The 20,358-nt window shown below is 73.9% G+C and carries 18 protein-coding genes and 1 other RNA gene; 15 read left to right on the top strand and 4 right to left on the bottom strand.

Features of this window, described 5'->3' with window-relative positions; all coding sequences use genetic code 11:
* Window positions 1–94: 94 nt before the first annotated feature.
* The 10 genes from BLT39_RS18975 to BLT39_RS19020 are packed head-to-tail and all read left to right on the top strand — an operon-like array spanning window position 95 to window position 11,199.
* Window positions 95–3,562: an ATP-binding cassette domain-containing protein gene (locus tag BLT39_RS18975; protein ID WP_207508167.1), complete on the top strand. Its 3,468-nt coding sequence runs from the start codon at window positions 95–97 to the stop codon at window positions 3,560–3,562.
* Between the two features lie 37 nt (window positions 3,563–3,599).
* On the top strand, window positions 3,600–4,715 hold the full coding sequence (gene prfB / locus BLT39_RS18980; protein WP_091067681.1) for a peptide chain release factor 2: 1,116 nt from the start codon (window positions 3,600–3,602) through the stop codon (window positions 4,713–4,715).
* Window positions 4,716–4,767: 52 nt separating this feature from the next.
* Window positions 4,768–5,457, top strand: coding sequence for a cell division ATP-binding protein FtsE (gene ftsE, locus BLT39_RS18985; RefSeq protein ID WP_091067689.1), 690 nt, complete (start codon window positions 4,768–4,770; stop codon window positions 5,455–5,457).
* 33 nt (window positions 5,458–5,490) lie between these two features.
* Window positions 5,491–6,375, top strand: coding sequence for a permease-like cell division protein FtsX (ftsX, locus tag BLT39_RS18990; protein ID WP_091067693.1), 885 nt, complete (start codon window positions 5,491–5,493; stop codon window positions 6,373–6,375).
* Between the two features lie 39 nt (window positions 6,376–6,414).
* Entirely contained in the window at window positions 6,415–6,891 is a 477-nt protein-coding gene (gene smpB / locus BLT39_RS18995) for an SsrA-binding protein SmpB (RefSeq protein WP_091067697.1), read from the top strand.
* Window positions 6,891–7,826 (top strand): NADP-dependent oxidoreductase, encoded by a 936-nt coding sequence (locus tag BLT39_RS19000; protein ID WP_242658548.1) that lies wholly within the window; start codon window positions 6,891–6,893, stop codon window positions 7,824–7,826. The genes smpB and BLT39_RS19000 overlap by 1 nt, the downstream gene beginning before the upstream one ends.
* Window positions 7,827–7,836: 10 nt before the next feature.
* The gene (locus BLT39_RS19005) at window positions 7,837–8,724 is read left to right on the top strand and encodes an amidohydrolase family protein (RefSeq protein ID WP_091067700.1); all 888 of its coding nucleotides are present in this window, start codon (window positions 7,837–7,839) and stop codon (window positions 8,722–8,724) included.
* 14 nt (window positions 8,725–8,738) lie between these two features.
* Window positions 8,739–9,716 carry a GNAT family N-acetyltransferase gene (locus tag BLT39_RS23145; protein WP_091067703.1) on the top strand — a complete coding sequence of 326 codons (978 nt, stop codon included), beginning with the start codon at window positions 8,739–8,741 and terminating at the stop codon, window positions 9,714–9,716.
* Window positions 9,717–9,736: 20 nt separating this feature from the next.
* On the top strand, window positions 9,737–10,621 hold the full coding sequence (locus tag BLT39_RS19015) for an SCO6745 family protein (protein WP_091067705.1): 885 nt from the start codon (window positions 9,737–9,739) through the stop codon (window positions 10,619–10,621).
* Window positions 10,618–11,199, top strand: coding sequence for a carboxymuconolactone decarboxylase family protein (locus BLT39_RS19020; protein ID WP_242658549.1), 582 nt, complete (start codon window positions 10,618–10,620; stop codon window positions 11,197–11,199). The genes BLT39_RS19015 and BLT39_RS19020 overlap by 4 nt, the downstream gene beginning before the upstream one ends.
* Here BLT39_RS19020 and BLT39_RS19025 read toward each other — a convergent pair.
* Together BLT39_RS19025 and yczE are read right to left on the bottom strand one after the other, a co-directional pair.
* Window positions 11,196–12,728, bottom strand: coding sequence for a hypothetical protein (locus BLT39_RS19025; RefSeq protein ID WP_091067707.1), 1,533 nt, complete (start codon window positions 12,726–12,728; stop codon window positions 11,196–11,198). The genes BLT39_RS19020 and BLT39_RS19025 overlap by 4 nt on opposite strands.
* Window positions 12,729–12,773: 45 nt before the next feature.
* Window positions 12,774–13,445, bottom strand: a complete 672-nt coding sequence (gene yczE / locus BLT39_RS19030) for a membrane protein YczE (RefSeq protein WP_091067710.1) — start codon at window positions 13,443–13,445, stop codon at window positions 12,774–12,776.
* A gap of 291 nt (window positions 13,446–13,736) precedes the next feature.
* Here yczE and BLT39_RS19035 point away from each other — a divergent pair, with 291 nt between their 5' ends.
* The 3 genes from BLT39_RS19035 (at window position 13,737) to BLT39_RS19045 (ending at window position 15,783) form a co-directional block, all read left to right on the top strand.
* The gene (locus BLT39_RS19035) at window positions 13,737–14,894 is read left to right on the top strand and encodes a magnesium and cobalt transport protein CorA (RefSeq protein WP_109502189.1); all 1,158 of its coding nucleotides are present in this window, start codon (window positions 13,737–13,739) and stop codon (window positions 14,892–14,894) included.
* A gap of 48 nt (window positions 14,895–14,942) precedes the next feature.
* Window positions 14,943–15,318: a transfer-messenger RNA gene (gene ssrA / locus BLT39_RS19040) on the top strand.
* A gap of 99 nt (window positions 15,319–15,417) precedes the next feature.
* Complete coding sequence (locus tag BLT39_RS19045; protein ID WP_131801521.1) at window positions 15,418–15,783, top strand: ribonuclease E inhibitor RraB; 366 nt, start codon at window positions 15,418–15,420, stop codon at window positions 15,781–15,783.
* On the opposite strand, the gene BLT39_RS19050 is transcribed toward BLT39_RS19045, so the two are convergent.
* Complete coding sequence (locus tag BLT39_RS19050; RefSeq protein WP_207508169.1) at window positions 15,768–18,131, bottom strand: ATP-binding cassette domain-containing protein; 2,364 nt, start codon at window positions 18,129–18,131, stop codon at window positions 15,768–15,770. The two genes, BLT39_RS19045 and BLT39_RS19050, sit on opposite strands and share 16 nt — an antisense overlap.
* Before the next feature lie 80 nt (window positions 18,132–18,211).
* Here BLT39_RS19050 and BLT39_RS19055 point away from each other — a divergent pair, with 80 nt between their 5' ends.
* Both BLT39_RS19055 and BLT39_RS19060 read left to right on the top strand, forming a co-directional pair.
* Entirely contained in the window at window positions 18,212–19,087 is an 876-nt protein-coding gene (locus BLT39_RS19055; protein WP_207508171.1) for a sigma-70 family RNA polymerase sigma factor, read from the top strand.
* On the top strand, window positions 19,084–19,320 hold the full coding sequence (locus BLT39_RS19060; RefSeq protein ID WP_091067722.1) for a hypothetical protein: 237 nt from the start codon (window positions 19,084–19,086) through the stop codon (window positions 19,318–19,320). Before BLT39_RS19055 ends, BLT39_RS19060 begins: the two co-directional genes overlap by 4 nt.
* Here BLT39_RS19060 and BLT39_RS19065 read toward each other — a convergent pair.
* Entirely contained in the window at window positions 19,317–20,321 is a 1,005-nt protein-coding gene (locus tag BLT39_RS19065; protein ID WP_091067726.1) for an NADP-dependent oxidoreductase, read from the bottom strand. The genes BLT39_RS19060 and BLT39_RS19065 overlap by 4 nt on opposite strands.
* Between the last annotated feature and the right edge of the window lie 37 nt (window positions 20,322–20,358).

The following is a 20,358-nucleotide window of genomic DNA, read 5'->3' on the forward strand; positions in this document are numbered from 1 at the left end:
GCCGCCGGCGGAAAACCAGGCGCGCGCTGTCGGACCCCCTCCGTAGCGTGCGGGGCGACAGGGCAGGACGGCACGGACGACGGGGGTGGGCGGGGTGCGGCAGCACGCACCGCTGGGCTGGCGGCGGCTGGCCGGGCCCGGGTGCACCGTCGCCGCGGTCCTCGCCGTGGTGGCCGCGGTCGCCGAGACCCTCGGCACCGTCGCGGCCGGCCGCATCGCCGACGGCCCCACCGGCGCACTGCTCGCCGTCCTCGCCGTGCTGCTCGTCGGCTCCGCGCTGGCCGAGGTCGTCGGGCGCACCCTGTTCGCGACCGCGGTCGGCCGCGCCGAGGGCGTGCTGCGGGCCGACCTGCTCGACGCGGCGCTGCACCAGCCGCTGACCACGCTGGAGGGCCAGGGCGTCGGCGAGCTCATCGACCGGGTCGACGACGACACCCGCCAGCTGTCCACCCTGCTGCGCATCACCGGCTGGGCGATGGGCCGCGCGGTGCTCCGCTCGCTGCTGGCGTGGGTGGCCGCGGGCCTGGTCTGGTGGCCGGCCTGGATCGCCTTCCCGGTCGCCGCGGTGGTCGTGCTGGCCGCCGTCCGCCGGCTCACCCCGCGGCTGGCGGCGTCCAAGACCGTGGAGGAGGAGGCCTGGTCCGACGGCGCCGCGCAGCTCGAGGAGGCCGTGGCCGGCCGGGACGACGTCCGCACCTCGCTGGGCCAGCCGCACGTGCTCGCGCAGTTCGCCACCCGCTCGGCCGAGATCGTCCGGCGCAACGCGCGCACCTCGCGGATCGGCGCCCGGGTCGCGCTGCGCAGCGGCCTGGTGCTGCACGGCATGCTCGCCGCCCTCGCGCTGGCCGCCGTCGCGCTGGTCGACCGGGGCGCGCTCGACGTCGCCACCCTGGTCACCCTGTGGCTGCTGGTCACCACCTTCGTCGGCCGGCTCGACGAGGTGAACCACCACCTGCCCGAGATGCACGAGGGCATCGGCGCGCTCACCCGCATCCGCACGCTGATGTCGGCGCAGCCCGAGCCGCAGGGCGGTGCACCGCTCACCGGCGCCGGCATCGAGGTGCGCGACCTGGACTTCTCCTACCGCACCGAGGGCCACCGCGAGCCCTTCGCGCTGCAGGTCGCCCACTGGTCGGTGCCGGTGGGCACCACCTGCGCGCTGGTCGGCCGCAGCGGCGCGGGCAAGTCCACGCTGGCCAAGCTGCTCTCCCGCGCCGTCGACCCGCCGCCGGGCACGGTGCACATCGGCGGCGCGGACGTCACCACCCTGGACCTCGACCAGCTGCGGGCCGGCGTCGGCGTGGTCACCCAGCGCACCGAGCTGCTGGCCGCGACCCTCGCCGAGAACATCACCCTGTTCGCCGACGTGCCCCGCGCCGACGTCGAGCGGGCGGTCGCCGAGCTGGGCATCGACAGCTGGGTGGCCTCGCTGCCCGACGGCCTGGACACCGTGCTCGGCCCGCGCGGGGTCACCCTGTCCGCCGGGCAGGAGCAGCTGGTCGCCTTCGCCCGGCTGCTGGTCCGCGACGTGCGGGTCGTCGTCCTCGACGAGGCGACCGCCCGGATGGACCCCACCACCGAGGAGCTGGTCACCCGGGCCGCGCGCCGGCTGCTGGCCGGGCGCACCGGCGTCGTCGTCGCCCACCGGCTGGGCACCACCCGCTGGTGCGACACCGTCGCCGTCCTGGACGGCGGCCGGGTGGTGCAGCAGGGCCCGCGCGCCGAGCTGGCCGCCACCCTCGGGCCCTTCCGGGACCTGCTGGTGGCCGCGGGCAGCGCGGGTGCGGTCGACGCCCCGCCGGCCCCCGCCGCGCCGGTGCAGCACGTCGGCCTGGTCGCCCGCACCGACCGCCGCGACCCGCGCCCGGCCCCGCCGGCACCCCGGGTGCGGCTGGCCTCGACCATCGCCCGGGTGCTGGTGGCCCACCCCCGGTGGGGCGTGCTGGGCACCTTCACCTTCCTGGCCGCCTCGCTGTGCGGCACCTACGGCGTGCTCACCGGCGCGCTGTGGGGCGACCTGGTCGCTGGGCTGCAGGCCGGCGAGGACCCGACCACGGAGTCGGTGCTGCTGGCCGCCTCGCTGCTGGCCTCGTCGGTCTTCGTGGCCTGGGCGTTCCTGGTCTACCCGGTGTGGTGGACGGCGGTGACCCTGCGGCTGCGGCTGGCCGTGCTGCGCGGGCAGACCGAGCAGCGGCGGCTGGCCCGCACCCCGGCCGGGGAGGTCACCGCCCGGGCGCTGGACTCCGACCGGCTGATGAACTGGGCCGACCGCTGGGTCGACGTCGGCATCGGCGCCGCGGTCACCGCGGTCACCGTGGCGGTCACCGGCGAGCCGCTGGCCGGCGCGATCACCGGTGGCGTCATCGTCGGGTCGGTGCTGGTCGCCTTCCTCGGCGCCCCCGCCGCGGGCCGCGCCGGCCGGCTGGCCGGGGACCGCCGCGCCGCCTTCGGCCGGGCGCTGGCCTCGGCGCTGGAGGCCGTCCGCACGGTCAAGCTGGCCGCGGCCACCGGGCCGGTGCAGCGCCACCTGGAGGCCGTCGACGCCCGCCGGGTGCAGGCCACGGTCCGGGAGACCCGCATCCGCACGATGCTGGAGGGCACCGCCGTCGTCCTCGTGCAGGTCGGCATCGTCGCCGCCTGGGGGCTGTACCTGCTCGACGTCTGGGGCCTGGCGACCGCGCTGACCGTCACCACCGCCGTCTCCGGTGCGGCCTGGTACGGCATCACCGCCGGGCTGGCCGTGGTCGAGCGGCCCATCGCCGGGGCCTGGCTGCGGGAGGCCACCGCGCTGGCCGGCCGCGACGACCTGGTCGGCCTGCCGCCCGAGGTCGACCTGGTCACCGGGGCCGCGCCCCCGCCGCCGGACGCCGACCGGGTCCCGCTGCGCCACCTGGAGCTCGCCGACGTCACCGCCGTGCACGACGACGGCACGGTGGGCGTCGCCGGCGTCGACCTCGACGTCCCGGCGGGCTCCCTGACCTTGCTGGTCGGCCGGGTGGGGTCGGGCAAGTCCAGCCTGCTGGCGGCCCTGGCCGGCCTGGTCGACCACGAGGGCGCGATCCGCTGGAACGGGACCGAGGTCGGCGACCCCCAGCTGTTCCTGCGGCCCGGCCAGGTCGCGCACGTCGCCCAGGTGCCGCGGGTGCTGTCGGGCACCATCACCGACAACGTCGCCCTCGGCCACGCCCGCGAGATCGGCGGTGCGCTGGCCGACGCCCGGCTGGAGCGCGACGTCGCCGACGCCGGGGGAGTGGGCGCGCTGGTCGGCCACCGCGGGGTGCGGCTGTCCGGCGGCCAGGTGCAGCGCCTGGCCCTGGCCCGGGCGCTGGCCACCGACGCCGAGCTGGTGCTGGCCGACGACGTGTCCTCCGCCCTGGACGCCCGCACCGAGCTCGAGCTGTGGGGCGCGCTGCGCGAGCGGGGTGCCACCGTGGTCGGTGCGAGCTCCAAGCGGGCCGCGCTGGCGCTGGCCGACCGGGTCGTCGTGCTCGACGGCGGGCGGGTGGCGGCGTCGGGTCCGTGGGCCGAGCTGTCCCGGGAGTGGGGCCACCTCGCCGGCTGAGGCGGGGCGCACCCGGTCGCGACTACTCTCGACCCTCGTGGCTGCCGACTTCTCCTCCCGCCTGGACGACCTCAACGGCACCCTGGCCTCCATCGAGGCCGTGATGAAGCTCGACGACCTGCGCGACGAGATCCGCGACCTCGAGCAGCAGGCCGGTGCCCCCGACCTGTGGGACGACGTCGAGGCCGCGCAGAAGATCACCTCCCGGCTGTCCTACCTGCAGGGCGACCTGCGCCGGGTCGAGGAGCTGCGCAGCCGCATCGACGACGCCGCCGTGCTGTGGGAGATGGCCGCCGAGGAGGACGACGAGGCCACCCGCGCCGAGGCCGAGCGCGAGGTCGAGAGCCTGCAGAAGTCCATCGAGGAGCTCGAGGTCCGCACCCTGCTGAGCGGGGAGTACGACAGCCGCGAAGCACTGGTCACCATCCGCTCCGAGGCCGGTGGCGTCGACGCCGCGGACTTCGCCGAGATGCTGCTGCGCATGTACCTGCGCTGGGCCGAGCGCAAGGGCTACCCGACCGAGGTCTACGACACCTCCTACGCCGAGGAGGCCGGCATCAAGTCGGCCACCTTCGCCGTGAAGCAGCCCTACGCCTACGGCACGCTGTCGGTCGAGCAGGGCACCCACCGGCTGGTGCGCATCTCGCCCTTCGACAACCAGGGACGCCGGCAGACCTCCTTCGCCGGCGTCGAGGTGCTCCCGGTCGTCGAGCAGACCGACCACGTCGACATCCCCGAGAACGAGATCCGGGTCGACGTCTTCCGCTCCTCGGGCCCCGGTGGCCAGTCGGTCAACACCACCGACTCCGCCGTCCGGCTGACCCACATCCCCACCGGCATCGTGGTGTCCTGCCAGAACGAGAAGTCCCAGATCCAGAACCGCGCCGCGGCGCTGCGCGTGCTGCAGGCCCGGCTGCTGGTGGTCCGGCAGGCCGAGCAGAAGGCCGAGCTCGACGCGCTCAAGGGCGAGGGCAGCAGCTGGGGCAACCAGATGCGCTCCTACGTGCTGCACCCGTACCAGATGGTCAAGGACCTGCGCACCGAGACCGAGAGCGGCAACCCCTCCACCGTCCTCGACGGCGAGATCGACGCCTTCATCGAGGCCGGGATCCGGTGGCGCAAGGAGCAGGAGAGCGCAACCGACGAGGTGTGAGACTCGGCGAGCCGACCAGGATGACCAGGTTCGGCGGGTACGGTCATCTCCCGTGATCGAACTGCAACACGTCACCAAGGTCTACCCGACGTCGCCCCGGCCGGCCCTGGACGACGTCTCCATGGAGATCGACAAGGGCGAGTTCGTCTTCCTCATCGGGTCCTCCGGTTCGGGCAAGTCCACCTTCCTGCGGCTGCTGCTGAAGGAGGACAACCCGACCAAGGGCACCATCAAGGTCAACGACAAGACCTTGAACACCATGAGCAAGTGGCAGGTGCCCAAGCTGCGCCGCACGATGGGCTGCGTCTTCCAGGACTTCCGGCTGCTGCGCAACCGCACGGTGGCCGAGAACGTGGCCTTCGCCCTCGAGGTGATCAACAAGCCCCAGCGGACCATCCGCCGGGTCGTCCCCGAGGTGCTGGAGATGGTGGGCCTGGAGGGCAAGGCCGAGCGGCTGCCCAACGAGCTCTCCGGTGGTGAGCAGCAGCGCGTGGCCATCGCCCGCGCGTTCGTCAACCGCCCCCTGGTGCTGCTGGCCGACGAGCCCACCGGCAACCTGGACCCCGAGACCAGCCAGGGCATCATGCTGCTGCTGGAGCGGATCAACCGCACCGGCACCACCGTGGTGATGGCCACGCACGACTACCACATCGTGGACTCGATGCGCCGCCGCGTGATCGAGCTCAACGACGGCCAGGTGTCCCGCGACCAGTCCCGCGGCGTCTACGGCGTCGGCCGCTGAGCCCGGCACCCACACGAATCCTCGAAGGAACCCATGCGCGTCAACTTCGTCCTCTCCGAGGTGGCCACCGGGCTGCGTCGCAACCTGACCATGACGGTCGCCATGATCCTGACGACCGGCATCTCGCTGGCGCTCATGGGCACCGGCCTGGTCATCGCCAACATGATCAGCGACATGCGGGCGATCTACTACGACAAGGTCCAGGTCTCGATCTACCTGACCGACGACGTGACCGACCAGCAGCGCGACGCGATCGCGGCGCAGCTGGACGCCTCGCCCGAGGTCAAGAGCTACCTCTACGAGTCCAAGCAGGAGGCCTACCAGCGGTTCACCGAGCAGTTCTCCCAGCAGCCCGCGCTGGTCGAGAACACCGACCCGAACGCGCTGCCGGAGAGCTTCCGGGTCGAGCTGGTCAACCCCGAGCGGTACTCGGTGATCGCCGCGGAGTTCCCCAACGGCCAGAACGGCGTGGACCAGGTGCGCGACGAGGGCGACTTCCTGGACCGCCTGTTCAGCCTGCTCAACGGGGCCCGCAACGCCACGATCGCGGTGGCCGTCGTGCAGGCCCTGGCCGCGTTGCTGCTGATCTCCAACACGATCCAGCTCGCGGCCTTCAACCGGCGCAACGAGACCAACATCATGCGGCTGGTCGGCGCCTCGCGCTGGTACACCCAGCTGCCCTTCATCCTCGAGGCGGCACTGGCCGGGTTCCTGGGCGCGGTGCTGGCCACGGTGGGCCTGGTGCTGACCAAGGTGCTGTTCATCGACCGCACCCTGGCCGGGCCGATCCGCGCCGGGATCATCCCGCCGGTCGACTGGGGCGTCATCGCCACCATCAGCCCGATCATCGCCGCGGCCGGCGTCGGCCTCGCCGCGATCGCGGCCTACGTGACCCTGCGGCTCTACGTCCGGCTCTAGGACGGTTCCGGGTGGCGGGGGCCCACTAACCTGGGCCCCATGCCACGCGAACAGGGGCGCAAGTTCATCGCCCAGAACAAGAAGGCGCGGCACGACTACTCGATCCTCGACACCTACGAGGTCGGCCTGGTGCTGACCGGCACGGAGGTCAAGAGCCTGCGCCAGGGTCGTGCCTCGCTGGTCGACGGCTTCGCCATGGTCGAGGACGGCGAGGTGTGGCTGCACCACGTGCACATCCCGGAGTACACCGAGGGCACCTGGACCAACCACACGCCCCGGCGCAAGCGGAAGATCCTCATGCACCGCGCCGAGATCGAGAAGCTGATCGGCAAGACCAAGGAGGGCGGGCTCACCCTGGTCCCGCTCGACCTGTACTTCAAGGACGGCCGGGCCAAGGCCACCCTCGCGCTCGCCAGGGGCAAGAAGACCTACGACAAGCGCCAGGACCTCGCCGAGCGCGACAGCCGCCGCGAGATGGAACGCGCCTTCGGCCGCTACGTGAAGGGCCGCCGCTGATGGCCGACCGGATGCGGGGCATCGCCTACGACGGGTTCGGCGGCGTGGAGGTCCTGCGGCTGCGCGAGGACCTGCCGGTCCCGCCGGTCGGGCCCGACACCGTGCTGGTGCGGGTGCACGCCGCCGGGGTCAACCCGGTCGACATGGCGATCCGCGCCGGCGGGCTCGCCGGGGCCTTCCCGCACCACTTCCCGGTCGTGCCCGGCTGGGACGTCTCCGGCGTGGTGGAGAAGGTCGGCCCCGCGGTCACCTCGGTCGCCCCCGGTGACGAGGTGTTCGGCTACGTCCGCCGGGACGACGTCGGCCTGGGCACCTGCGCCGAGTACGTCGCCGCGCCGCAGCGGTGCGTGGCGCACAAGCCGCAGTCGCTGTCCTTCGCCGAGGCCGGGGCGCTGCCGCTGGCCGGGCTGACCGCCTACCAGGCGCTGACCGAGGCGCTCGACGTCGGCGAGGGCGACCGGGTGCTGGTGCACCGGGCGTCGGGCGGGGTGGGCTTCAACGCCGTGCAGATCGCCGTCGCGCTGGGCGCGCACGTCATCGGCACGTCGAGCGCGAAGAACCACGGCTTCCTGCGGGACGCCGGGTGCGCGGAGGTGTTCGACTACGCCGACGGCCCGCTCTCGCAGCAGCTGTCCGAGCCGGTGGACGCCGTCCTGGACCTGGTCGGCGGGGCCACGCTGGCCGACGCGCCCGACCAGGTGCGCGACCCCTCCCGCATCGCCTCGGTCGTCGACCCCGCGGTCAACGACCTCGGCGGGCAGTACGTGTTCGTGCGGCCCGACCCGCACGACCTCGAGGAGCTGGCCCGGTTGGCCGACGACGGCCAGCTGCGCGTCCCGGTGGCCAAGGCGTTCCCGCTGGAGCGCACCGCCGAGGCCCAGGAGCTGGTCGCCGCCGGCCACGTCCGCGGCAAGGTCGTCGTCACCCTGCGATGACGGCGCCCCGATGACGGTGCAGCCGCCGGTCGACGACGCCGACGTCCCGAGGTACGTGACCGAGCTCGGCCTGCCCGGGCTGGCCGACGTGCACGTGCACTTCATGCCCGAGCGGGTGCAGGCCGCGGTGTGGGCCTACTTCGACCAGGCGCAGACGCACTACGGGGCGCCGTGGCCGATCACCTACCGGGGGTCGGTCGAGCAGCGGCTGGCGTGCCTGGACGGCCTCGGCGTCCGGGCGTTCTCCGCGCTGAACTACCCGCACCGCCCGGGCATGGCCGCCGGGCTCAACGACTGGTCGCGGGGGTTCGCCGCCGCCCACCCGCAGGTCATCCCGTCGGCCACGTTCTTCCCCGAGCCGGAGGCCGCGCACTACGTGGCCGAGGCGCTGGACGGCGGGGCCCGGGTGTTCAAGGTGCACGTGCAGGTGGGCTCCTTCGACCCGCGCGACCGGTTGCTCGAGCCGGTGTGGGCGCGGCTGGAGGAGTCCGGCACCCCGGTGGTCATCCACTGCGGGTCCGGTCCGCTGGCCGGCGAGCACACCGGGCCGGCGCCGATGCAGGGTCTGCTGCAGCGCCACCCCGGCCTGCAGCTGGTCATCGCCCACCTCGGCATGCCGGAGTACGCGGAGTTCCTGACCCTGGCCGAGACGTACGCCGGCGTCCGGCTGGACACCACCATGTTCGCCACCGACTTCACCGAGCGGCTCATGCCCTTCGACCGGGCGCTGCTGCCGCGGCTGGCCGCGCTCGGGGACAAGGTGCTGCTGGGCAGCGACTTCCCCTCCGTCCCCTACCCCTACGCCCACCAGCTGGAGGCGCTGCACCGGCTCGGGCTGGGGGAGGACTGGCTGCGCGCGGTGCTCTGGCGCAACGCAGCGGCACTGTTCGGGCTCTGAGTAGGGTCGCCGAGGTGCCCTTCCCCGCCGGACTGACCGACCGCCCGCTGACCCGCGAGGACCTCCCCGCGGTCGCGCAGCTGTACGCCGCCGCCGAGCGGGTCGACGACACCGGGCACCACTGGGACGCCGCCGACCTGGAGGAGTACTGGTTCGCCCCCTTCGTCGAGCCCGACCGCGACACCAGGGTGGTCCTCGACGGCACCGACGTCGTCGCCGTCGGGACGACGATCGCCCCGCCCACCTTCCGCGACGCCTACGGCGTGCACCTGGACGGCAGCGTGCACCCCGACCGCCGCGGCCAGGGGATCGGGCGGGCGCTGCTGGCCTGGCAACTGGACCGCGGCCGCCAGGTGCACGCCGAGCGCCAGCCCGCCGCACCCGCCCGGCTGACCGTGCTGGGGCTGGCCTCGGTCGTCTGCCAGGAGGGCCTGCTGCGCCGGGCCGGCTTCGAGCCGGTGCGCTGGTTCCGGTCGATGAGCCGCCCGCTGACCGACCTGCCCGCCCGCCGCGCGGTCGACGGCGTCGACCTGCAGCCCTTCGACTGGTCCCGCGACGACGAGGTGCGCCTCGCGCACAACGCCGCCTTCACCGACCACTACGGCTCCAGCGAGCGCGACCGCACGTCGTGGGAGTCGATGTTCACCGGCCAGCGTGCCTTCCGCCCCGACCTGTCCGTGCTCGCGGTCGAGGACGGCGCGGTGCTCGGCTACGTGCTGGCCTACGTGCACGAGGCCGACACCGCGGCGACCGGGAAGGTCGACGCCTACTACGGCCAGATCGGGGTGGTGCCCGCCGCGCGCGGACGGGGGCTGGCCAAGGCGGTCATCGCCGCGGCCCTGCACGCCGCCGCCGGGGCCGGGTGCGACACCGCCTCGCTGCAGGTCGACAGCGACAACACCAGCGACGCCCAGGGCCTGTACGCGGCGATGGGCTTCGAGGTGGAGCGCACCGAGGTCTCGTGGTCGGTGCAGGTGCCCCCGCTGCGCTGATCGACCAGTAGGGTCCGGGCATGGGCACTGTGGACCAGCTCACACCGGCGGCGGTGGACACCCGGACCGCCGCCCGGGCGCACCGCTCCGTGGAGCCGCTGCACTCGCACCACTACTTCTCCCCGGAGCACGAGGAGCACCTGGCCGCCACGGGTCTGCGCCCGGGCCGGATGGCCTACTTCGCCGGCCGCGCCGCCCCGATGGGCGCGGTCGGCCCGGGCGCCGTCGTCGCCACCTTCTACAACTTCTCCCCGGCGCTGGTGGCCCGGCACATGCCGCGCTGCTGGACCCTGGCCGGTCCCGAGGCGGTGGTCGCCGCCCGCTGGACCAGCGCGACCGCCTCGCTCACCCGGCTGCTCGGCGACACCCCGACCGAGCAGGTCGTGGAGCTCGGCGACCTGCTCGCCGAGGCCTGCACGGCGCTGGCCCCCGAGGGCCGCCCGCTCTACGCCGGCCACGCCGACCTGCCCTGGCCCACCGACCCGGTCGGCCGGCTGTGGCACGCGGCCACGCTGCTGCGCGAGCACCGCGGCGACGGGCACCTCATGGCCCTGCAGCTGCACGGCCTGGGTGGCCTGGACGCCCTGGTCACCCACACCGCGACCGGCCGCGGCTTCACCGTCGAGGCGGCCCAGCGCACCCGCGGCTGGTCCCCCGAGGAGTGGACGGCGGCGCAGGCGCGGCTCACCGAACGGGGCCTGCTCGACGAGCACGGCCTGACCGAGGACGGCGCGGCGCTGCGCCGGGCCGTGGAGGAGGCGACGGACATGCTGAGCGTGCAGCCCTTCGAGCACCTGGGTGCCGACGGCACCGGACGGGTGGTGGAGCTGGCCAGGGGCATGGCCGCCACCCTGCTGGCGGCCGGCGCCTACCCGGCCGGCGTCCTGGCCGGGGGCTCGCGGTGAGCGCGGCCCGGCACGAGTCCACCGGACCGGCCCGGCTGCCCTTCCCCGAGATCGACGCCGACGCCGAGCCCGTGGCGCAGCGGATGGCCGCCCGCCGCGGCGGCGAGCTGTCGTCGCTGGACAAGCTGCTGCTGCACAGCCCGCCGGTCGCCGACGGCTGGAACGAGCTGCTGGGCGCGCTGCGGCACAAGTCCTCGCTGGCCGCCGACCTGCGCGAGCTGGCCATCCTGCGGGTCGCGGTGCTCAACAACGCGGCCTTCGAGTGGGTGGCGCACAAGGAGGCCGCCCGCCGCGCCGGGGTCACCGACGCGCAGATCGACGCGCTCTACGACATGGACCCCAACCAGCACTTCGACTACCGGCAGAACCTCGTGCTGGAGCTCGCCGACACCTCCACCTTCGGTGTGGAGATCCCCGACCTGCTCTTCCAGCAGGTGCGCGCGGAGTTCAGCGAACGCGAGATCGTCGAGCTGATGGTGACCATCGGCGGCTACGCCATGGTCAGCCGGTTCCTCGTCGCGCTGCAGGTGCCACCGCCCGAGGGCGAGGTCGCCTCCGTCGACGGCTCCGCCGGCTAGGGCGCGACCAGCAGCACCCGGGCGTCGTCCCGGGCGGTGACCTGCCAGCCGGCCGCCACCGCCTGGGCGACCAGCGGGCGGTCCGGCCGCAGCAGCAGGCAGCCGACGCCGCGCTCGGCCAGCGCGGCCAGCGCGCCGTCGTGCCCGCGCATCAGGGTCTCGGTCCACCGGAGGGTGGCGGTGCCGTAGACGTCGTTGCGGCCGTCGGCGGACACCAGCACGCCGTCCCCGCCGCGCAGCAGCGTGAGCAGGCCGCCCTCGTCGTACTCGTTGAGCACCCGGCACCCGTCCGGCACCGCGGCGACGGTCGCCGCGGTCGGGAACAGCGAGCCGGGCCGGCCGAAGTCCGGCAGGTCGGTGACCGCGACGGTCAGCACGGCGACGCCGACCGCCACCGGCAGCGCGAGGGCCAGCCGGGAGGCCAACCACGGCAGCCGGGCCGGGCGCAGCAGCGGCACCACCGCGGCGACCGCGGGGACGGCGACGAGCAGGGCCATCGGGGAGAACCGGGCGGCACCCAGACCGCCGACGACCAGCGCGGCGGTCGCCCCCACCCAGTAGGGCAGCCACGCCGGCACCGCGCCGGCCCGGGCGCCGCGGCGCCACGCCGCGACCAGCACGAGCAGGAACACCAGGGCGACGACCCACGTGAGCACCAGGTAGCTCTTCGCCCGCCACAGGGGCGCCCACTCGTCGATGATCTCCACCGACGCACCGGCGGTGTGGCCGGCGGCGGACAGGATGCCGGTGCCCAGCGGGCTGAGCAGGCAGCCCAGGCCCACGGCGGCCACGACGGCGGCGGCCCGGGCCAACGCGGCGGCTGCCGCGGGCCACGCGGAGCGGTCCCGCAGCAGCGCGCGGCCGGGCCCGGCCAGCAGGGCCAGGCCGGCGCCGGCGCCCACCGCGGCCAGCCCGCTGAGCGCGGCCAGGTGCAGGTTCACCCACAGCGCGGTGAGGGCGACGAGCGCCAGCGCACCGGCGGCGACGCGGGTCGGGCGGCGGGCGGCGAGCACCCGGCCGGCGAGCCCGACCACCAGCACGACCAGGGCGTAGCTGACCGTCTGCGGGCGGGCCGAGAGCCAGACCACCAGGGGGACGGCGGCGACCGTGGACGCCACGGTCAGCACGGGGGCGGAGGCGCCCAGCCCGCGGCCGACCAGCGCGACGGCCAGGCCGACCGCGGAGACGGTGAGCACCGTCCACCAGCCCAGGCCGGCCCAGCCGCCCAGCGCCCACGCCCGTTCCACGAGGACGTCGTAGAGCCAGGAGTTGGGGTGCCAGGGCGTCCCGGCGGCGGTCCAGCTGTCGTCCTCGACCAGCGAGGTGGTGCCGCGCTGCAGGATCTCCGCGCCGGTGGCGACCTGCCAGTAGGTGTCGCCCTCGGCGAACCGGGTCGCCCGGGCGAGGGCCACCAGCACGAAGGGCAGCGCACCGCCGAGCAGCAGCAGGGCGGCCCACCGGCGCGGCCCGCGGGGGGCGCGGGTCGGGCCGGCGGCGGGTGCCGGGGGAGGGGCCAGGGTGGCGGTCACGGGGTCCTCGGGACGGGGGCGGTCCCCCTCTCCGTCGGCCGGTCGTCAGCCCGCCTTGAGCCCGACCGGTTCCGGATCCCCCGCACGGGCGGGGAGGTGGACGGCGACCAGCGGCAGGAACAGCTGCACCAGCGGACCGATCGCCACCGCGTAGAGCACGGTGCCCACCCCGACCGTGCCGCCGAGCAGCAGGCCGACGGCGAGCACGGTCAGCTCCAGGCAGGTGCGCACCAGCCGGACGCTGCGCCCGGTGCGGGCGACCAGACCGGTCATCAGGCCGTCGCGCGGGCCGGCGCCGAACGCGCTGGCCAGGTAGGTCGCACCGGCCAGGCCGTTGAGGACGACGCCGCCCACGAGCAGGCCGACCCGCAGCGGCAGGGAGTCCACCGGCGGCAGCACCGCCAGGCCCGCGTCCACCGCGACGCCGATGACCACGACGTTGCTCACGGTGCCCAGGCCGGGCCACTGGCGCAGCGGCACCCACAGCAGCAGCACCAGGGCGCCGACCACGACCACCACCGTCCCGAAGGACCAGCCCAGCTGCTCGGACAGGCCTTGGTGCAGCACGTCCCACGGGTCCAGGCCGAGGTCGGCGCGCAGCACCAGGGCCATCGAGAGCCCGTAGAGCACCAGGCCGGCGTACAGCTGCACCAGGCGCCGGGGCAGCCGGCCGGTGCGCAGCTGCTGGATCGGGGAGGGCACGGGCGGGTGGGTCACGGCGTCCAGGGTGGACCGGCTGCGGACCGGCCGGTGCGGTCCACCGTGGCCCGGTGGACTGCTCCGGGCGGGTGGTGTTCACCGCGCGGACGGCTGCTGCACGTGATGGGCGCGCCCGGGCGTGTCACCATGGACGACGGCCCGGACGGCGGGCCCGTCGACCCTGGAGGTGCCGCGGTGCGCAGCGAACCCCCGAGTAGTCCCGAGGTCCCCGCCGTCTGACCACCTGCGCGTGGTGCGAGCGGGACCTCCTCCGGTGCCCCGTTCCGCTCGACCCCCAGGGAGCCCGTCGTGGCCGACCGCCGCCGTCCCCAGCTCACCGCCCCGCTCACCGCGCTGACCACCCTCGCCCGCCGGCCCCGGCCGAACGGGATCGCACCCGAGCCGGCGACCCGGCTCGAGCTGCCCGGCCGCGGTCCCAAGGTGATCGACAACGCCGTCTACAGCGCCGGCAAGCGGGTGGCCACCGCCGACTCCCCGGCCGAGAGCCGCACGCTGCTGCAGCTGGCCGACGGGTTCACCGACAGCCGCCTGGCCTGGCTGGGTCTCTACCGGCCCGAGCCGCGCCAGGTGGGGGAGCTGGCGGAGCTGTTCGACCTGCCCGAGCTGGCGGTCGAGGACGCCATCCACGCCCACCAGCGGCCCAAGTTCGAGCGGTACGGGGAGACGCTGTTCGTCGTCCTCAAGGCCGCCCGGTACCTCGACGCCCGCGAGGAGGTCGAGTTCGGCGAGCTGCACCTGTTCCTGGGGCGCGACTTCGTCATCACCATCCGGCACGCGGAGTCCCCCGACCTGGCCCGGGTGCGGCGCCGGCTGGAGAGCGACCCCGAGCTGCTGGCCAAGGGCAGCGAGTCGGTGCTCTACGCGATCCTGGACGCCGTCGTCGACGGGTACCTGCCGGTGCTGGCGGGCCTGGACAAGGACATCGACGAGATCGAGCTCGAGGTCTTCCGCGGGGACCCGCGGGTGTCGCGGCGGATCTACGAGCTGTCGCAGGAGGTGCTCGACGTGCAGCGGGCCACCGCACCGCTGTCGGGCATCTGCGCGGCGATCGCGGCCGGGTTCGAGAAGTACGGCGTCGACGAGGAGCTGCGGGCCTACCTGCGGGACGTCGCCGACCACGTCACCGGCATCAACGAGCGGGTCGACGGCTTCCGGTCGCAGCTGCGCGACATCCTGACCGTGAACGCCACGCTGGTGGCGCAGCGGCAGAACGAGGAGATGAAGACGCTGTCGGAGACGGCGATCGCGCAGGGCGAGGAGGTCAAGAAGATCTCCGCCTGGGCGGCCATCCTCTTCGCGCCGTCCCTGGTCGGCGGGGTCTACGGGATGAACTTCGACCACATGCCCGAGCTCCGCTGGGTGTTCGGCTACCCCTTCGCGCTGACCCTGATGCTGGTCACCAGTCTGACGCTGTACGTGATCTTCAAGCGTCGCGACTGGATCTAGGGAAGCTTCCGGGCGGCCGGCGGGTTACGCTCTGCGTACAACTGCACAGGGGGTGATTGGTCTCGACTTCGGTCGGGTCACCAGGGGAAGCGAGCCGAGGAAGCCAACGATGAGCTCGTTAACCACGCGTTGGAAAACACACAAGCGCCGACTCCAGTCAGCGCGACTTCGCTCTCGCTGCGTAAGCAGCCGGAGTGAGTCTGTCAGCCCGGGTTCTGTCATCGGCCCGGATCCTGGCATCAGCTAGATGACTCACCGTGCTGGTCGGTCGCGGACCGGCACGGGACACCCCACAGCGACTGGGCCTGTCGTCCCGACCTGTTCGTGGGATCGGGAAGGTCGAGCAGGGACACAGCGGACTGCGCTCGGAGAAGCCCTGGTCGCGCGTCGAAGGACGCGGGTTCGATTCCCGCCACCTCCACCATCACAGCACCACCCCTTGCAGAGCAGAGCCCGGACGGTCCCCGACCGCCCGGGCTCTGCTGCACCTGCCGTGCCCGACCTGGGCGATACCGTCCGCGGCATGAGCTCGGACTTGGCTGCCCAGCACGAGGCCAACGTCGCGCTGGTGGCGCAGCGGGTGGCGATGGGCGACGACCCGACCGTGCCCCGCCCGCTCGACCACCTGGTCCGGGTGCCCCGCAGGCACGCCGACGCCGTGCAGGCCGACCTGGTCGCGGCCGGCTTCCGGGTCGACGGCGTGCGGCGCGGGCTCCGCAGGAGCTCGGTCGAGTTCTCCCGCATCGACGCCGCCGACGTGGCGACCGCCGACGCCTTCACCCGCGAGGTCCTCGACGTCGTCGACCGCTACGGCGGCGAGTACGACGGCTGGGCCGGCTTCCTCGCCGCCACCCCGACCGACGACCGACCCGGTCAGCCGCCGACGTAGTCGGCGAGGTGCTGGCCGGTGAGGGTGGAGCGGTCGGCGACCAGCTCGGCGGGGGTGCCCTGGAAGACCACCCGGCCGCCGTCGTGGCCCGCACCCGGGCCGATGTCGACGACGTGGTCCGCGTGGGCCATCACCGCCTGGTGGTGCTCGATGACGATCGCCGACTTCCCCGAGTCGACGAGGCGGTCGAGCAGGCCCAGCAGCTGGTCGACGTCGGCCAGGTGCAGGCCGGTGGTGGGCTCGTCGAGCACGTAGACGGTGCCGCCCTCGCCCATCTGGCTGGCCAGCTTCAGCCGCTGCCGCTCGCCGCCGGACAGCGTGTTCAGCGGCTGGCCCAGGGTCAGGTAGCCCAGCCCGACGTCGACCATCCGGGCCAGGATCCTCTGCGCGGCGGGGGTCCTCGCCTCGCCGTCGCCGAAGTACTCCAGCGCCTCGCTGACCGGCAGCGCGAGCACCTCGGCGATGTTCTTCCCGCCCAGGCGGTACTCCAGCACCGCGGCCTGGAACCGCTTGCCCTCGCACTCCTCGCACGGGGTGGAGACGGTGCCCATGGTCGGGATCTCGGTGATGATCACGCCCGCCCCGTTGCACGACGGGCACGCACCCTCGGAGTTCGCGCTGAACAGGGCGGGCTTGACCCCGTTGGCCTTGGCGAACGCCTTGCGCACCGGCTCCAGCAACCCCGTGTAGGTGGCGGGGTTGCTCCGCCGCGACCCCTTGATGGCGCTCTGGTCGATGCTCACCACGCCCTCGCGGCCGCTGATCGAACCGTGCACCAGCGAGCTCTTCCCCGACCCGGCCACCCCGGTGACGACGACCAGCACGCCCAGCGGCACGTCGACGTCCACGTCGCGCAGGTTGTGGGTGCTGGCCCCGCGCACCTCGAGCACCCCGGTCGGGGTGCGGACGGCGTCCTTGAGCCGCGCGCGGTCGTCCAGGTGCGTGCCGGTCAGCGTGCCGCTGGCCCGCAGCCCCTCCAGCGACCCCTCGTAGACCACCTCGCCGCCGGCGGTGCCCGCGCGCGGCCCGATGTCGACCACGTGGTCGGCGATGGCGATCGTCTCGGGCTTGTGCTCGACCACCAGCACGGTGTTGCCCTTGTCCCGCAGTTGCAGCAGCAGGGTGTTCATCTTGCCGATGTCGTGCGGGTGCAGCCCGATGGTCGGTTCGTCGAAGACGTAGGTGACGTCGGTCAGCGAGGACCCGAGGTGGCGGATGAGCTTGGTGCGCTGGGCCTCGCCGCCGGACAGCGTGCCGGCCGGGCGGTCCAGCGAGAGGTACCCCAGGCCGATGTCGGTGAAGGCGTCGAGGGTGTCGCGCAGGCCGCCCAGCAGCGGCGCCACCGACGGCTCGTCGAGCGCGCGCACCCACTCGGCCAGGTCGCTGATCTGCATCTGGCACAGCTCGGCGATGTTCTTGCCGCGGATCCGCGAGCTGCGGGCGGTCTCGTTGAGCCGGGTGCCGTCGCAGTCGGGGCAGGTGGTGAAGGTGACCGCCCGCTCGACGAAGGCGCGGATGTGCGGTTGCATCGCGTCGACGTCCTTGCTCAGGAACGACTTCTGGATCTGCGGGATGATCCCCAGGAAGGTCAGGTTGATGCCCTCGACCTTGATCTTGGTGGCGTCCTGGTACAGCAGTGCCCGCAGCTCGCGCTCGGACAGGTCGCGGATCGGGGTGTCGCAGTCGAAGAGCCCGCAGCCGCGCAGGATGCGGCCCTGCCAGCCGTCCATCGACCAGCCCGGGATGGTCAGCGCGCCCTCGTTGATCGACTTGGTGTCGTCGTAGAGCGCGCTGCGGTCGACGTCCGTGACCGAGCCGCGGCCCTCGCACCGGGCGCACATGCCGCCCTGCACGCGGAACTCCTTCCGCTCGACCCGCTTGCCGGCCTCGGGGTCGCCCTTCTCGACGGTCAGCCCGCCCTTGCCGCTGACGGTCGCGGTGTTGAAGGAGAACGCCTGCGCCGAGCCGACGTGCGGTGAGCCGATCTTGGCGAACAGGATCCGCAGCAGCGCGTTGACGTCGGTCGCGGTGCCCAGGGTGGAGCGCGGGTTGGCGCCCATCCGCTCCTGGTCGACGATGATCGCGGTGGTCAGGCCGTCGAGGACGTCGACGTCGGGGCGGGCCTGCGACGGCATGAACCCCTGCAGGAACGCCGGGTAGGTCTCGTTGATCAGCCGCTGGGACTCCGCGGCGATCGTGGCGAACACCAGCGAGCTCTTGCCCGAGCCGGACACCCCGGTGAAGACCGTGAGCCGGCGCTTGGGGATCTCGACGTCGACGTCCTTGAGGTTGTTCTCGCGGGCGCCGAGCACGCGGATGAGGTCATGGCTGTCGGCCGGGTGCTCCACGGCGTGCTGTCTACCGCATGCCGACGACGATTCCGAGCCGGTCACGTCCGCCGGCGCCCGGTCGTCAGGAGGATGTGGACGTGATCGAGGAGTTCGAGGCGCAACGACCCCGGCTGACGGCGCTGGCCGCCCGGGTGCTGGCCGACCGGGCCGAGGCGGAGGACGTCGTCCAGCAGGCCTGGCTGCGGCTGGACCGCACCGCGACCGTCGTCGACGACCTGCCGGCCTGGCTGACGACGGTGACCACCCGGCTGTGCCTGGACCGGCTCAAGGCCCGGACGCCGGTGCCGGTCGAGGAGGTCGAGCTGCCCGGCACCGCCCCGGACCCGGCCGAGGACGTCGTCCTGGCCGACACCGTGGGCGTCGCGCTGCAGGTGGTGCTCGACCGGCTGCCGCCGCGGGAGCGGGTGGCCTTCGTGCTGCACGACAGCTTCGGCTTCGCCTTCGACACGGTCGCCGCCGTCCTGGGCACCACGCCCGCCGCCGCCCGCAAGCTCGCCTCGCGGGCCCGTGCCCGCATCGCCCAGCCCGCGCCCGAGGACCGGCTGGCCGACGAGGAGGTGGTCGACGCCTTCATGGCCGCCGCCCGCGGGGGAGACCTGGCCCGGCTGCTCGAGCTGCTGGCGCCCGGCGCCGGGGTGACCGCGGACGCCGCCGCGCTGCAGGCCGGCACCCCGGAGCGGATCGAGGGCCGCGAGGCCGTGGCCGCGTTCTTCGACGGGAGCGCGCACGCCGCCCTGCCGGTGCTGGTCGGGGACCGGCCCGGCTACGCCTGGTACCACCGCGGCGAGGCGAAGGTCGTCTTCGACTTCACCGTGGTCGGCGGCCAGGTCGCCGGCATCGTCTTCCGGGCCGGGGCCGACGTGCTGGCGGGCGTGCAGCGCCGGTCGGTCACATCCGCGGCGCCGCCGTCGTCAGAGGGGCAGGACACCACCACGACGGAGGAGCACCGATGAAGACCATGACCTGCGCCCAGCTCGGCGGGCCCTGCGACCACCCGCACCGCGGCGAGGACGCCAACGCCGTCATCAACGCCCAGGACCAGCACTTGAAGGAGCGCGAGGCGGCCGGCGACGGCACCCATCAGGAGGCCCGGGACGCGATGAAGGCCCGCTGGCGGCACCCGAAGAGGTCCATGGACTGGTACCGGGGCGCGCAGCGGGCCTTCGCCCAGCTGCCGGAGGACTAGATCCTCACGACCATCTTGCCGGTGTTCTCGCCGCGCATCATGCCGAGGAAGGCGTCGACGGCGTGGTCGATGCCCTCCACGACGGTCTCGTCCCAGGCGATGCGGCCGTCGGCGAACCAGCTGGTCATGTGCTCGCGGAACTCCGGGGCGAGGTGCCCGTAGTTGCCCAGCGTGAAGCCCGTGAGGGTCAGCCCGCCCTTGATGACGTTCATCAGGTTCCGCGGCCCGGGCGGCGCCTGCTCGGCGTTGTAGCCGCTGATCGCGCCGCACAGCGCGGCCCGGCCGCCGTCGTTGAACACCGCGAGGGCCGCCTCGAGGTGGTCGCCCCCGACGTTGTCGAAGTACACGTCGATGCCGTCGGGGGCGGCGTCGCGCAGCTGGTCGAGCACGGGGCCGGCCTTGTAGTCGAACCCGGCGTCGTAGCCGTACTTCCCGGTCAGCAGGGCGACCTTCTCCGGGGACCCGGCCGAGCCGATGACCCGCCCGGCGCCCAGCAGCTTGGCGATCTGGCCGACCGCGGAGCCCACCGCGCCGGCGGCGCCGGAGACGAAGACGGTGTCGCCCTCCTGCAGCTGCGCGATGGCGGTGAGGCCGACGTAGGCGGTCATGCCGGTGAGGCCGAGGATGCCCAGGTGCAGGGAGTGCGGGGCGCCCGGCACCGGCTGCACGACGCGGAAGCCGCGGGCGTCCTCCTGCACGACGTCGCGCCAGCCGAAGTTGTGCAGCACGAGCGAGCCGACCGGGTGGGCGTCGGAGGTGGACTCCTCGACCCGCCCGACGGCGCCGCCGGTCATCGTCTCGCCGAGGGCGAAGGGCGGGACGTAGCTCTTGACGTCGTTCATCCGGCCGCGCATGTAGGGGTCGACGGAGAGGAACTCGTTGCGCACCCGGACCTGGCCGGGGCCCAGGTCGCCGTAGGTGACGGTGACGGTGGCGAAGTCCTCGTGCGTGGGCCAGCCCTGCGGACGGCGGACGAGCTGGATCTGGGTGCTCTCGGTCATGGCGCTCCCCACGGAGTAGTGGAATGATCGGTTCAGA

This window comes from Klenkia brasiliensis, assembly GCF_900100695.1.
Taxonomy (GTDB): Bacteria; Actinomycetota; Actinomycetes; order Mycobacteriales; family Geodermatophilaceae; genus Klenkia; species Klenkia brasiliensis.